This is a genomic window from Microbulbifer mixtoriginis (SeqCode), assembly GCF_052467945.1.
In genome coordinates this window covers 3418075-3432457 of record NZ_CP174328.1, presented here as the reverse complement: position 1 = coordinate 3432457, position 14383 = coordinate 3418075, and the positions used below count along the sequence as shown (strand labels likewise).

The window sequence follows — 14383 nt, the reverse complement described above, 5'->3', positions numbered from 1 at the left end:
CAATTGATTAATTTATCCAGAGTTAGCAATGGAATTAAATACGGTTGAAGAACTGATCGACGATATCCGCCAGGGCAAAATGGTGATCCTGATGGATGATGAGGATCGCGAAAACGAGGGTGACCTGGTGATGGCGGCGGAGCAGGTGCGCGCCGAAGACATCAACTTTATGGCTACCCATGCCCGCGGCCTGATCTGTATGCCCATGTCCAAAGAGCGCTGTGAGCAGCTGGACCTGCCGCTGATGTCGCGGGATAACGGTGCCCAGTTCAGCACCAACTTCACCGTCTCTATCGAAGCTGCCGAAGGGGTGACCACCGGTATTTCCGCTGCGGACCGTGCGCGTACCGTGCGCGCCGCCGTAAATAGAAATGCCAAACCCAGCGATATCGTGCAGCCCGGACATATTTTCCCGATTATGGCCCAGCCCGGTGGCGTACTAAGCCGTGCCGGCCACACTGAAGCAGGCTGTGATCTTTCCCGCTTGGCGGGTTTCGAGGCGGCGGCGGTAATCGTTGAAATCATGAATGACGATGGCACCATGGCACGCCGCCCGGATCTAGAGAAGTTTGCCAAGGAGCACAACCTGAAGATCGGCACTATTGCCGACTTGATTACTTACCGCGCGCTCAACGAGAAAACTGTGGAGTGTGTGAACGAGCGCAAAGTGCGTACCGAGTTTGGCGAGTTCAAGCTGCGCACCTATCTTGACAAGGCCCGTCGCGAGCGCCACTTCGCTTTTATCAAAGGTGAGCCCACGCCGGAGGAGCCGACCCTGGTGCGCGTACATGTGGGTAACACCTTGCGCGATGTACTCACCATCCAGCGCGGTGATGAAAAATTTGTCCCCTGGACTTTCCGCCGCGCCATGCAGCGCATCGAGAAAGAGGGCAAAGGTGTGGTGGTATTGATCTGCCATAACGAGACCACCGAAGAAATCGAGGAGAGTATCGATTGGCTGATCAGCGGCAAGCAGCAGCGCCCCAGCCAGGACCTGGTGTACAAGCAGGTGGGTACTGGTTCGCAGATACTGCGTGATCTCAAGGTGCGCAAGATGCGCCTGATGAGTGCGCCGTTTAAGTTCAGCGCTATTTCCGGTTTTGAACTGGAAGTGGAAGAGTACTTGAACGTCGAAGAGTAATAACAGAATGTTTCCCGGCGCATTTGAAATGGCACGGGTATGGAAAGAAATACGGATTGGACATTATGAGCAACATTCAAGTGATTGAAGGGGATTTTGTCGGCAGTACAGGTAAGTACGCGCTGCTGGTGAGCCGTTGGAACAGCTTTGTGGTTGAGAGCCTCAAAGACGGCGCCCTCGATACCTTGCGCCGCAAGGGCATCAAGGATGAGGATATCACCATCTATTACGCCCCCGGTGCCTTCGAATTCCCGCTGGCCGCGCAAAAGCTGGCGGAAACCAAAAAATTTGATGCGATTATTGCACTGGGCGCGGTGATTCGTGGCGGCACTCCGCACTTCGAATATGTCGCTGGAGAGTGCACCAAAGGCCTGGCTCAGGTATCCCTGAATACTGGTATCCCGGTGACCTTTGGTGTGTTGACTGTGGACTCCATTGAGCAAGCTATCGAGCGCTCCGGCACCAAGGCTGGCAACAAAGGTTGTGAAGCCGCCGAAACCGCCCTGGAAATGGTTTCCCTACTCGGCAAAATCTAATTGCCACAGCGCCGTCCAGTTGCGTCGGCGCTGCCCATTCTGAGAAGTATCTACCGGAAAAGACAATGACCGTAACTGCATCTGCCCGCCGCAAGGCGCGCCACTACGCCATGCAGGCGCTCTACCAATGGCAAATGGCCGGCGCCAGCCTCAATGCGATTGAAGCCGAGTTCCATACCGACAACGATATGAGCAAAGCCGACGTGGAATATTTCCGCGATATCTTCCACGGGGTAGCCAAAAACCTCGACGAAGTAGAAGGCGCTTACTCCTCCCATCTGGATCGTAAAGTGGAAGATCTGGACCCGGTGTCCCGCGCCCTTCTGCGCATGGCCACTTATGAACTGAAAAACCGCATCGATGTGCCCTACAAAGTAGTGATTAACGAAGCAGTGGCACTGGCGAAAAAATTCGGCCCCACCGACGCCTTCAAGTTCATCAACGGCATCCTGGATAAGACTGCTGCAGACCTGCGCACTGCGGAAGTGGCCGCAGACAAGAAGTCCTGAAGTCACGCTGATGGGAACCGCGCCGGGCGAATTTGAAATTATCCGCGATTTTTTCGCCAGTGCTCCTGTGGGTGAAGGGGTTGCTCTGGGTATAGGTGATGACTGCGCTCTATTGCAGGCACCCGCCTCGGGGCAGCTGGCCACCTCTATGGATACCCTGGTGGAAGGCCGCCACTTCCCCGCTGATGCGGACCCCGCTGCTATTGCCGCGCGTGCACTTAGGGTTAATCTCAGTGACCTGGCGGCAATGAATGCGCGCCCGCTCTGGTTTACCCTGGCCCTGACCCTGCCTCACAGTGATGCAGTTTGGTTGCGCAAATTTGCTGATGGCCTGCTACAGACCGCGGCACAGTTTGGTGTTTCTCTGGTCGGGGGTGATACCACTGCGGGCCCTTTGTCGATCACCATTCAGGTGATCGGACACACGGAATCGCCACTGCGCCGAGACCGTGCCCGCCCCGGTGATCACGTTTATGTCAGCGGTCCTCTAGGTGCAGCTGCCGCCGCTCTGCCGGTGGTGCTGGGAGAACATCGGGTGAATGCCGATGTGCAGCTGCAGTGTGAACGCGCCTTTTATTATCCCGAACCCCAATTCCCTGTGGCTGCGGCGATTGCCGAGTTGGCCAGTGCGGCTCTGGATATTTCCGATGGTCTGCTCGCTGACCTGGGACATATTTGTGAGTCCAGCCGTGTCAGCGCTGATATTCATCTGGAGCGATTGGCCGTTTCTCCCTTGGCGCAGACTCTTGCCGCAGAGAAAGCAATGGCTCTGGCTACAGGCGGTGGCGATGATTACCAACTCTGTTTTACCGTTCCCCAGCAGCGGGTTGCAGATTTGGACCAACTGGGCCTGAAAGTAACTGCTATCGGCGCCCTCGTTGAGGGCGGTACCGGGGTGCGCTGCTGGCATAATGGCAACCCTTGGTCGCCAGCGGTCACTGGCTATCAGCATTTTTAAATGGTATTGGCCCGGAAGTGCCGGTGGTGGCTTTGGAAATAAGACAATGAGAATACATAACCCCAGTTTTTCCGAGCTTTTGCGCGATCCTACTCTGCTGCTGGCTTTTGGTTTTGGTTCGGGGCTGGCACCCAAGGCACCGGGTACTTTTGGCACCCTGGTTGCCATACCTTTTTGGTGGCTGATGAAAGATCTCCCCCCATCTTGGTACCTGGGAATCCTAGTGGTGACGGGTTTAGTGGGGTGTTATTTATGTGGCGCTGCGGCAAAGAAGCTCGGTGTACATGACCATGGGGGCATCGTTTGGGATGAGATGGTGGGCTACTGGCTCACTATGTTTATGGCCCCGGCTGGCTGGATTTGGGCACTTTACGGTTTCGTACTTTTTCGCCTGTTCGATATCGCCAAGCCACCGCCCATCGGTTGGGCAGATCGGCGGGTACAGGGTGGCGTCGGAATTATGCTCGACGATATACTGGCCGCCGTTTATGCGGCTTTAATATTGCAAATAACCGTGTTTTTTGTAGGGGCTTAGCGGATAGGGATTATCGATGCACAAGGCATTTTGGCTTCTGCTGGGGTTACTGGTTTCCAGTACAGCCTGGGCACAACAGGTACAGCTGAAGGGTTTGTTTGGCGATAGCGCCATGCTGGAAATCGATGGCCGCCAACGCATTCTTAAGGCAGGCCAACAATCACCGGAAGGGGTTGGCTTGATTGAATCGACGACCAGTTACGCGCGTGTTCGCGTGAATGGACGCGAACAGAAGCTCACCCTGGATGCGCCCATCGCCGCAAGCTATGCCCAGGCTGAGCGCGCCGAGGTGCGCTTGATGGGAGATAGTCGTGGCCATTTCAATACCGATGCCTGGATTAATGGGATGCGGGTTCCGGTGATGGTGGATACTGGAGCGACTACTCTGGCAATCAATTACCCCACCGCCCAGCGTCTGCGTTTAAATCTTAATGGTGCCAAGCGCATACCGGTGTCGACCGCCAGTGGTATCACCAGTGCTTATTTGATCAATCTCAGCAGTGTCACTATCGGTGGCATTAAATTGCACAATGTAGAAGCTACCGTGCACACTGATAACTTTCCCCAAGTGGTGCTTCTGGGAAACAGTTTTCTCGGCCGGTTAGATATGGAACAGCAGAGGGGTGTGCTGATACTGCGCGCCCGCAACTGACGTGAAGAGGTATTAAGTTGACCATTCGTTATGTGGAATCCTCAAAGCTGCCCACTTCCTGGGGTATGTTTGAAATGCACGGCTTCGAGGAAGTGGAGACCGGCAAGGAGCATGTGGTGCTCACCATGGGGGACTTCGATACCAGCGAGCCCCTACTGGCCCGCATTCACTCGGAATGCCTGACCGGTGATGCCCTGTTTTCCCTGCGTTGCGATTGTGGTGCCCAGTTGCAACATGCCATGCACCGCATTGCCATGGAAGGACGTGGAGCTATTTTCTACCTGCGCCAGGAGGGGCGTGGCATAGGCCTGTTAAACAAGATCCGTGCTTACCATTTGCAGGATTGCGGTGCGGATACCGTGGAGGCCAATGAGCAGCTCGGCTTTGGCGCCGATATGCGGGATTATTCAATTCTGAAAGCGATGATCGACCACCTGGGTATTCATGCCATTCGCTTGATGACCAATAACCCGCGCAAAGTAAAAGCGTTGGAGGACTTGGGTATTAATGTGACTGAGCGCCTGCCGCACCAGTCCGGGCGCAATCCCCACAATGCCAAGTATTTGTCCACCAAGAAAGGCAAGCTTGGCCATTTGATTGAAAATGAGGATGAGGAAGGGAAAGAAGAAAAATAACTTTTAACCTCCTTCAGGCACCCCCACAAAAAAAGGCCGGATAATCCCGGCCTTTTTTTGTGGAAATTAATTAAAGCCGAGCTCGAGTATTTGGAGTTCGGCTTTGAATAATTCAGAGGCTCCTAAAATATTGGGCTTCTAATCTTTAAAGACCTTGCCCCCTTTCATCACAAAATCCACATCTAAAAGCTCATCGATATTATCCAGTGGCGAGCCATCGGTGGCGATAATATCGGCGTATTTACCGGGTTCAATGGTGCCCAGTGAATCGCTCATATCGATCAGGTCGGCGGCGTTAACGGTAGCGGATTGCAGGATGGCCATATTGTCCATACCGGCTTCACTCATCAGTACCGCCTCGCGGGCATTGATGCCGTGCTCGGATACACCTGAGTCGGTACCGAAAGCAATTTTTACTCCGGCATTGACCGCTTTACGGAAATTGCCGCGCATGTCTGTGCCAACACGAATGGCTTTTTCCTTCTGAGCCTCAGATAAGACATCGGTATTTTTTGCCAGCTGTACCACGGTATCGCCGGCGAGAAGTGTCGGAACCAGATAAGCGCCGGTTTCTTTAAATAGCTTATGGGCGCGGGGACCTGCGTAGGTGCCGTGCTCAATACTGTCTACACCGGCCTCCAGTGCGGCGATAATGCCTTCTTCCTGGTGCGCATGGCTGGCCACCTTGCGGCCCATACGATTGGCTGCAAGGACCACCTCTTTTAACTCATCCATTTCCATCTGCTGACCAGTTCCGGTAGCGCGATCGGTGAGCACACCACCAGTAGAGGTAATCTTGATAAAGTCAGCACCGTATTTGATCGCATGGCGGGTCGCGCGTCGGCACTCGTAGGGGCCGTCGCATACAGTTTTGGTCTTGTCATCGTGCAGCTCCATTAACTCTGGGCTGACCCCGCTGATATCTGCGTGGCCACCGGTTATTCCCACCCTGCCGGCTGCAACAATTCGCGGGCCATCTACCCAGCCTTTATTGATCGCATCGCGCATCGCATACATTTCTTCACCACTGTTACCAGCATCGCGCACAGTGGTAAAACCAGACTCCAGGGTTCGCATGGCAAACATTTGCGAGCGCATCTGGGTCAGCGGCATGGACATCTTGAGAGCCTCGGTATCATTTTTAGGTCCCAGCTCACCTTGTAAATGCACGTGCATATCCATTAAGCCCGGCATTACGAAACTATTTTTAAGATCAATGACTTCAGCGTTATCCGGGCTTACATAACCGGATCTGACAGCACTGATCTTGCCGTCCTCGATAATTACACTTTGCTCTTGTAAAGGTTTCTCACCGGGAACGGCGAGTAGTGTGCCTGCATGGATAACAGTAGTTTTTGCCAGTGTCGCGGATGAGAGAAGAGTTGCGATGCCGCAGAGAAGGAGACGCTTCATGATTTGTACACCTATTTATTATTTAGGTACACGCTAAATCAATCTGCGGAATATGACAATTGCGAGCTGATTACTTGGTGAGAGCCGGGAAATAGTTTCTAAAAAATGAAAAAAAGGCCGGAAAATCCGGCCTTTTAAAATTTATGAAGAATTAATATCTACGGCGTGGTTGCACAAATACTGCGGTAGTTCGGCCGGGCAGAGTAAAGGTGCCGCTGCTCCTATCAAATTTTACTTTGTGCAGGCGTAAGTCTACTGATCGGCGCTGACGTGGGTGCTTGAACAGGTACTCACCAATAAGGTTTTCGCTGGTAAATTCCAATGATTCGTCATCGCCATTAAATAGCACCACAATACGTTCAAAGCGGCGATCGATGCTGCCACTGGAATCGGATAACTCCATCACAATCAGCCCAGGAATCTGGTCGGGTCCGGTGTTGAGGAAATTAAGGTGTGCCTCTACGGACTCTGCATCAGACAAGCGGAACAGGGGAGAGCTGTTGCGAATCGCCAGCTGCTCGCGGAATAGAGCAGAGCTCCACAAGCGGTGCCGGCGCTCGGGAGCCAATTCCGGGTTTGCCAGTAAAGGTTGCATCAGGGACCAGTTATCTTCGTTTTTATCTGCGATAGGTAAACCCGCACCCCAATTATCGGTGGCGAGGCTGAAGTCCAGTGCATTAAACCAGTCACCGGAGTTGTAGCTGTCCCGATCCATCGACTTTGAGCGCAGGAAATCCTGGCCTGCGTGGATAAACGGCACTCCCTGGGCGAACAGAACCAGGGAATTACTGAATGCCTGGATACGCACTCGTTCAGCCAAGTCGGCGCTGTCGCTGGCTTTGATCTGTACTCCGTCGAACAGCGTCTCGTTGTCGTGGGCGGCAATATAATTAATGGATTCCTGCGGGTCGGCGGTATAGCCGGTGGGCTGGCCGTTATAGACCAGCTCGCTGCCGGTAATGATATTGCCGTTGGCATCTTCAAAAGGATAATCCGCCAGGTTGCCGGCGAGGGAAACGCGGACTTTATCTGCCAGGGTTAGCAGTGTGGCACGCTCATCTTCTCCCTCAAACTTACCGTTGCTGTCGGTGAACAGACCGTTACCAAAGCCCTGCTCCTCAAAACCTCCAAAGGGGTTGCCGCCACGCACGGAATCGCGCAGGCGATCGTTAAAGGTGCCGACACCGCTGCCGGCCATATTGCCCTGGCGGGCCTGTACAAAGCGAGCATCGTCAGCCACCTCGCCAAAATTCCAGCCCTCGCCGTACAGATAGATAGCGTTGCCATCGACACCATCGGCTGCCGGGGTCAGTGATTGCAGTGCCGCTTGCGCTTTGAGGATATTGTCGAGGCTGTGATGTCCCATAAGATCGAAACGGAAGCTGTCCACCTTATAGGCCCGGGCCCAGGTGACCAGGGAATCGATCATCAGCTTTTCCATCATGGCGTGCTCACTGGCGGTATTGGCGCAGCAGCTGCTCATTTCCACACCACCCTCCAGATTGCGGCGATGGTAATAGCCGGGGACGATTTTATCGAGTACGGAGTTGTCGTATTGGCCATAGGAGCTGGTGTGGTTGTAAACCACGTCCATCACCAGTCGCAGGCCGGAGTGAGATAACCCTTGCACCATTTGACGGAATTCGCGAATGCGCGCAGGTCCGTCGGGAGCGCTGCTATAGCTGCCTTCGGGGACCGTGTAGTGCAATGGATCGTAGCCCCAGTTAAAGCCATCGGTATCGCGAATCGCATCTACCTGGGCCTGCTGCTCGCTGCTGTCCGATGCGTAGCCTGAGAGGTCCGGGGTTTGCTGCTGCTGGGTGCGATCCTCATTGACTGTGGCAAAGTCAAAGGCCGGGAGCAGGTGGATATAGGTGAGGCCGGCGCGGGCCAGTTTATTGAGGTGGCGCATGCCGTCGCTGTGCTTGCGGGTGAAAGCCTTGAAGGTGCCGCGCTCTGCTTCGGGGACAGTTTGATCCGCAATACTGAAATCGCGCACGTGCAGCTCGTAGATACTGATGTCTTCCGGCTGGGTTAACTTGGGCTTGCGCAGGCGGTCCCAACCGCGCGGCTTCAGGTCCCGGTCATCCAGGTTGACGATCTGGCTTTTGCCGCTATTGATGGAGAGGCTCAAGGAATAGGGGTCGGTGACCAGGTTGGTTTCAATCTGGCGGCTGAAGTAGGAGTACACCTCGACCTCGTAGAGGTAAAAACTGCGGTCCCACTGCTTATCGATATCGGCACCCCAAACCCCGGTAGATTCATCGCGCAGCATGGGTACCACCTGATCGGCGCTATCGCTGCTGGGGCCTGTAAACAGGTGCAACTTTACCGCCCGTGCGGTGGGCGCCCAGAGATCGAGCTGGATATCGCTCTCGCCGACACGGGCACCGAGTTCACCGTCGTAATAGAAGCGGTCATCGAGGGCACCGGCAATCTGCACACCAGTCGCATCCAGTAACTTGCCCTCTGCATCGTAAGCGGCGAGGGCGAGCTGCTGGGTTACCAGATCACTAGTGGAAGCCTGCCCCGGCAATTGCCAGGCACTGAAACTGGCCAGGTGCGGGAATTTTTGTTGGGCGCTGTCGGGCAGGGTGGCGAGAGGGGTGAGATCGATGGTGCCATCAGAACGGATATCACCGTCCTCCAGTTTTAGCTCGGCGCTGTTGCTGTAGTGCAATTTAATCTTTGCACCTTCCTGCACCGGGATATCCCAGGCAAAGCTATTGGTATCCACCCAGTGAGCTTTGTCGTTACTCAGGTCACCCTTGGCGAAGCCGTCACTGCTGACGGTGACTTCTTTACTATTCGAGTCAAAAGTAAAGTAGATTTCATCGTAATCGGCAGCCACGGTAAAGCTAACGTTGGCTCCATTGTTGCCGTAGCTCTCCTCCCAGCCTTCATGCAGGGCTACCTTGAATTCATAGGAACCGGCAGGAAGCGCTGAGGTGATAAAGGTGTAGGTGCCATCTCCATCGGCATCCTGCATCCAGCTGCGCAGGCAACTGGGTTGCCAGTCTCCCGGGCACCCCAGCAGGGATTGGAAGTTGCCGGCTACAGCGGCGACCACGCTACTGTGGTTGTCGGTGATCCAGTGAGTCTCGTGGTCGTAGATAAATTTAACTTCGCGGGCCTCATCCAGGCTAAGGGAAATATTACCGCCGTCCCGCTGGCCGCCCCAGCCATAATTTTCATCCCAGCTGTTGTTGAGAGTGGCTTTGTACTCCCAGTTGCCGGCGGGTATCCAAAAGCTGCCTTGCCATTTGTCGTCTTCGCTGTCATAGCGGAGCAGGGTGGCGACACAACCTGGTTGCCAGTCGCCATCGCAGCCCAGTTGGCTTTGCAGGTTGCCGGGAATATTGACCTCGGTGGGATCTGGTGTGTCAGATGCCCAAACCGGTATTTGGATGGAGCAGAAGACTGCCCCCAGAATCAGACCCGCTCTTGTGCCGAGTCCTGTAAATTTTGTTGTTGGCATAGCGCTTCCCATTTTTTCTTGTACTTGTTGCGGTTCTCTCAGTTGGTATTGAATCGCAGTCACGCATTGACGGCCTCCCACCCCGAGGAGGTGGAGGTCTGGGGGAGGTGGTTGGGGGGGTCATAAAACCTTTATAAATTCGTCACCTGATGGAAACGCCCTCAGGAGAAGATGCTTCCCGAGTAAACGTGATGGCGAAAGAAAAAGCCGGATCTATACTCAACTGATCGGGTTATGGTGAGTCGAGAAAGGTGATGCACTCGCTGTAATCGGATTCGAAGGCCGGCTTTTGCCGGCTTTGCTTTTTGTGGCGGGGCAATTACTAAGAGGCTTCCCAGGATTACAGACTTGCTCCTGTCCCCTGGTAGTGCTAATTTGCCCATAACCCGCCAAGTACAATGGCGGAGTCCAAAACTCAATGACTGCGGAGGATGATTGATGATTGTTGCAACCCTCCGTCGGGTCCAGTAGCAGCCTCCAGCTGCCCACGCCCGGCGATAGATTCCTAGACGTCGGGCTTTCCCTGAGAAAGCTCTGTTGGCCGCGTATGTGCGGTCGCTTGGTGCTTTGTTGCGCCCAGAGGGTTTCAATCTTGAGTAAATCTCACTTTACCCGCCGGTCTGTTAATAGATTCGGCACTAAATCCCCATCTATCAAAATTGAGCGGGAAGCTTCTCCGCTACAAAAACTTGGTTGGAAGTCTTTTTTCCAACAGCAGCTGACGCTCGAAGAACTCGAACAGTGTTTGCCGCTGCGGGTTATGGCTGTACACCGCAGTCGCCTGGAATTGGCCGGCGAGAAGGGGGCTGTGTCCCTTCCCCTAACCGGGAGTCTTGTGGCTAATTTGCCGACGGTGGGGGATTGGTTGTTGTTAGAGAAGAGCAGTGGATATTTTATGCGTTTGTTGCGCCGCAGCAGCCAGTTTGAGCGCATGGCACCTGGGGGGCATCAGGTGCAGATGATCGCCGCCAATGTCGATAGTGTTTTTATTGTTTCGTCCCTGAATGATGACTTTAACCTCTCACGCATTGAGCGCTATTTGGCTCTGGCGCGGGAGTCCGGTTGCCGCCCACACTTGATACTGACTAAGGCCGACCTGTGTGAAGATACTGCCCCTTTTCTTCAGGCATTGCGCCCATTCGGAGAATTACCTGTCGCAATGGTAAATAGCCTGGATCGAGAAAGCGTGGCACAACTGCGTCAATGGTGTTTACCTGGGGAGACGATCGCGTTGCTGGGATCTTCCGGAGTGGGTAAGTCCACTTTGTTAAATGCGCTTTCTGGCGAATCCCTGGCTGAGACCGGAAGCATTCGCGAAGCTGACAGCAAAGGTCGCCACACTACCCGGAAACGCTCACTTCACTCCTTGAACTGGGGAGCACTGTTACTCGATAGCCCCGGAATGCGGGAGCTGGGGTTGGTGCATGTTGAAGATGGCGTGGCGGAGACTTTTTCCGATATCGAGGCCTTGGCCAGGGCGTGTCGCTTCTCTGATTGCCAGCACCAGTCAGAGCCAGGCTGTGCGGTACAAGAGGCAATAACTGGCGGCTCTCTGGGTGAGCGGCGCCTGCACAATTGGCAAAAACTGCAACAAGAGCTATGCCGCAACGGTCGAACCTTGGCGCAGAAACGCGCAGGGGAAAGGGCGCTATCCCAAATGTATCGGTCTGTGCAAAATCAGGCGCGTAAGCGCAAATATCATGGGGAGGATTAAAAATAACTCTCTCTTTTTATCTCTAGTTTTGTAAGTGATATGCAACCAGGCATTGAAGGGCAGCATTAGCTGCCCTTCATGACTGCGATGTAAACTAGCGGGCCAGTTTTAATGTGACAACCCCGACGATAATTAATAGTACTCCGAGGTATCGCCCGAGACTGGCTGTCTCACCAAAGAAAATGACTCCCATCAGAAAGGCACCGGCCGCACCGATACTGGTCCAGACGGCATAGGAGATGCCAATGGGAATCTCTCGCTGGGCCAACCACAATAAAAACCCACTGAGGCCAATAAATACGACCGCCATTACAACACCCAGCAGGCGAGTCGATGTCTCTTGGGATATTTTTAGCCCCAGCACCCAGCCTATTTCACAAAGACCGGCCATTAACAGGTAGAACCAGGCCATGCTTTTCCTCTTTAAAGGGTAATTTTTAAAAAATCTTATTTCGACCTCCTCTTGGAGGTTAGGTCGGAGAATGGCTATCTGCCACTTTGCCTAGAAATTAGGGAAAATAGATTGACTAATTTGTAGATGACGCCTTTTTATAGCGTGTTTTTACTTCGGTATAGCTTTTGACAGGGAGCTTGATAGCTTAATGCGGAAGGAGACTTTGAGAGAAGTTGGGGGAGAGTGGGAAAACCCTGCCCAGGTCCTGTATGGTGGACTGATACCGAAGGAAAAATAAGCTGGAAGCATGTTAATAAAAACCAAGAGCCTGGTGCTAATACTTTTGCCGGTCAGTCAGGTGGCTTTGTCGGATTCGGCGAAAATAGAGTCGGTCGTTGTCACAGCTAGTCGTGTTGAGAAACAGTTTCAGGATTATCCAGAGAGTTTCTCCATGGTTGATCGTTTCGAGTTAAAGCTGATTAAGCACAATCATATCCAGCAAAGTTTAGTGCGGGTTCCTGGGGCCAATGTGGCAAGGGGTAACGGCCAGGAATATTTACCCGCATTGCGTTCGCCAGTACTGTCTGGGGCTGGAGCCTGTGGCAGTGTGCTGACAATGGAGGATAGCATCCCTCTGCGGGCACATGGATTCTGCAATATAAATGAGTTGTTTGAATCCCATAGTGAAATGGCTCAGAGAATTGAAGTTATTCGCGGCCCGGCCAGCACCCTGTTTGGTTCCAATGCTATGCATGGTGTCGTGAATATTCTGAGTCCGGAAATTGAAGAAAATACCAAGTCCTTTTCTGGCATTTTAGGCTTTGAAGGTGGTCCTCACGATTACTATCGAGCCAGTATTTCGGCAGAATCTAACTTTTCTAACAAAGGCAGAGTGCGAGCAGATCTTTCTCTGGCATCTGATGGTGGTTATCGGGACCACTCTGGTTACGATCAACAAAAGCTCAGCCTTTTACACTCTGTCACTACAGGGAAGACACAAATCCGTTCTCGTCTGGCAGTCACGAATTTAAATCAGGAAACAGCGGGTTATATCGAAGGATACAATGCCTATCGGGATGATCATCGGGACAGGGAAAACCCGAATCCAGAAGCATTCCGCGATGCCTCCGCGGTACGGCTTTACTCCATTCTCGATATTGATTTGGGCTCGGGAAAAAAACTGTCACTGGCCCCTTATCTTAGAAAAACAGATATGCGTTTTCTGCAGCATTATTTGCCGGGGCAGGCGTTGGAAGAAAATGGCCAGGAGAGTATCGGCTTGCGGAGTAGCTATCTTTTTAACTGGGAAGGCAACTTGGAAGTAGTAATGGGGCTAGATACAGAATTTACTCAAGGCTACTTACGAGAATTCCAAAAAGATCCAACTGAGGGATCAGATTTTTTGCGGGAGACTATCCCCGCAGGTAAGCACTATGACTATCAAGTAAATACTTACAGCGTTGCTCCTTTTACTTTGGCTACCTGGAATGTTACCGATACTTTAAAACTTTACAGCGGTGTACGTTTTGAGTCGGTACAGTATGACTACAACAATAAAATGCTTTCTGGCCGTACGGCCGAGGATGGTTTCCCTTGTAGCTTTGGTGGCTGTAGGTTTAGCCGGCCAGAAGACCGCAAAGACAGTTTCCAGAACTGGTCACCCAAACTAGGAGCTACTTACGATTTCACATCAGGCTTGCAATTATTTGTAAATATGACTCAAGGATATCGGGTTCCCCAGGCAACAGAACTTTACCGTTTACAGCGAGAACAAACTGTTGCCGAATTGGAGTCCGAGCAAATCAGCAGTATTGAATTGGGGGTACGAGCTATTAAGGAAAACCTATCTTATGAGCTCGTCGCTTATGGAATGCGCAAGCGCAATGTGATTTTTCGGGATACGGAGTACTTTAACCAATCTAATGGGAAAACCTCACATCGCGGTGTAGAGATGGCTCTTGGCTATAAATTTGCCCAGGACTGGCGACTGGAGGCTTCTTCCAGTTATGCGGAGCACCGTTATCGAGATGAGCGAGAGCTGCAGGGAGTATTACTGGATGGCAATCTTGTGGATTCAGCTCCCAGGGCTTTCGGTAGCTATCGCCTGCAGTGGCAACCTCGGCAAGGTATAAACGCTGAACTGGAGTGGTTGTATCAAGGGCGCTATTACACCGACCCCCAAAATCAGCATGAATATTCTGGGCACAACTTATTGAACCTGCGAGCCCGGTGGGAATTTGATCGTTGGGCTCTCTCAGCAAGGATGTTAAATCTAACCAATAGGGCTTACGCAGAGCGAGCGGACTATAGCAGCTTTGCTGGGGACAGGTATTTTCCTGGGGAGCCACGCGCAATCTATTTATCTGTATCTTCAGAGTGGTGATTGGATTAGAGAGCTTTTAGCGGATACTTCAGTCA

At 52.9% G+C, this 14383-nt stretch carries 12 protein-coding genes; 9 read left to right on the top strand and 3 right to left on the bottom strand.

Annotated elements, in window-relative coordinates:
* The first annotated feature begins 28 nt into the window (after positions 1–28).
* The 7 genes from ribBA (at position 29) to ribA (ending at position 4966) form a co-directional block, all read left to right on the top strand.
* Positions 29–1141, top strand: a complete 1113-nt coding sequence (gene ribBA, locus ACJJIJ_RS15020; RefSeq protein ID WP_252083351.1) for a bifunctional 3,4-dihydroxy-2-butanone-4-phosphate synthase/GTP cyclohydrolase II — start codon at positions 29–31, stop codon at positions 1139–1141.
* A 65-nt stretch (positions 1142–1206) separates the two neighbouring features.
* Positions 1207–1677, top strand: coding sequence for a 6,7-dimethyl-8-ribityllumazine synthase (gene ribH, locus ACJJIJ_RS15015; protein WP_152454910.1), 471 nt, complete (start codon positions 1207–1209; stop codon positions 1675–1677).
* Between the two features lie 65 nt (positions 1678–1742).
* Entirely contained in the window at positions 1743–2186 is a 444-nt protein-coding gene (gene nusB / locus ACJJIJ_RS15010; RefSeq protein WP_444882793.1) for a transcription antitermination factor NusB, read from the top strand.
* Between the two features lie 10 nt (positions 2187–2196).
* Positions 2197–3144, top strand: coding sequence for a thiamine-phosphate kinase (gene thiL, locus ACJJIJ_RS15005; RefSeq protein WP_444937774.1), 948 nt, complete (start codon positions 2197–2199; stop codon positions 3142–3144).
* A gap of 46 nt (positions 3145–3190) precedes the next feature.
* Positions 3191–3679 (top strand): phosphatidylglycerophosphatase A family protein, encoded by a 489-nt coding sequence (locus tag ACJJIJ_RS15000; protein WP_444882791.1) that lies wholly within the window; start codon positions 3191–3193, stop codon positions 3677–3679.
* Between the two features lie 16 nt (positions 3680–3695).
* On the top strand, positions 3696–4331 hold the full coding sequence (locus ACJJIJ_RS14995; RefSeq protein WP_444887219.1) for a retropepsin-like aspartic protease family protein: 636 nt from the start codon (positions 3696–3698) through the stop codon (positions 4329–4331).
* Positions 4332–4348: 17 nt separating this feature from the next.
* Positions 4349–4966: a GTP cyclohydrolase II gene (gene ribA, locus ACJJIJ_RS14990; RefSeq protein ID WP_444910537.1), complete on the top strand. Its 618-nt coding sequence runs from the start codon at positions 4349–4351 to the stop codon at positions 4964–4966.
* A gap of 138 nt (positions 4967–5104) precedes the next feature.
* On the opposite strand, the gene ACJJIJ_RS14985 is transcribed toward ribA, so the two are convergent.
* Positions 5105–6379, bottom strand: a complete 1275-nt coding sequence (locus tag ACJJIJ_RS14985) for an amidohydrolase family protein (protein ID WP_444937773.1) — start codon at positions 6377–6379, stop codon at positions 5105–5107.
* 151 nt (positions 6380–6530) lie between these two features.
* Positions 6531–9857 carry a pullulanase-type alpha-1,6-glucosidase gene (gene pulA / locus ACJJIJ_RS14980; RefSeq protein ID WP_444937772.1) on the bottom strand — a complete coding sequence of 1109 codons (3327 nt, stop codon included), beginning with the start codon at positions 9855–9857 and terminating at the stop codon, positions 6531–6533.
* Positions 9858–10449: 592 nt separating this feature from the next.
* Between pulA and rsgA the strand changes: the two genes are divergently transcribed.
* The gene (gene rsgA, locus ACJJIJ_RS14975; RefSeq protein WP_444937771.1) at positions 10450–11571 is read left to right on the top strand and encodes a ribosome small subunit-dependent GTPase A; all 1122 of its coding nucleotides are present in this window, start codon (positions 10450–10452) and stop codon (positions 11569–11571) included.
* A gap of 94 nt (positions 11572–11665) precedes the next feature.
* On the opposite strand, the gene ACJJIJ_RS14970 is transcribed toward rsgA, so the two are convergent.
* Positions 11666–11983 (bottom strand): DMT family transporter, encoded by a 318-nt coding sequence (locus tag ACJJIJ_RS14970; RefSeq protein WP_252083343.1) that lies wholly within the window; start codon positions 11981–11983, stop codon positions 11666–11668.
* 289 nt (positions 11984–12272) lie between these two features.
* Between ACJJIJ_RS14970 and ACJJIJ_RS14965 the strand changes: the two genes are divergently transcribed.
* Positions 12273–14348 (top strand): TonB-dependent receptor, encoded by a 2076-nt coding sequence (locus ACJJIJ_RS14965; RefSeq protein ID WP_444937770.1) that lies wholly within the window; start codon positions 12273–12275, stop codon positions 14346–14348.
* Positions 14349–14383: the final 35 nt, after the last annotated feature.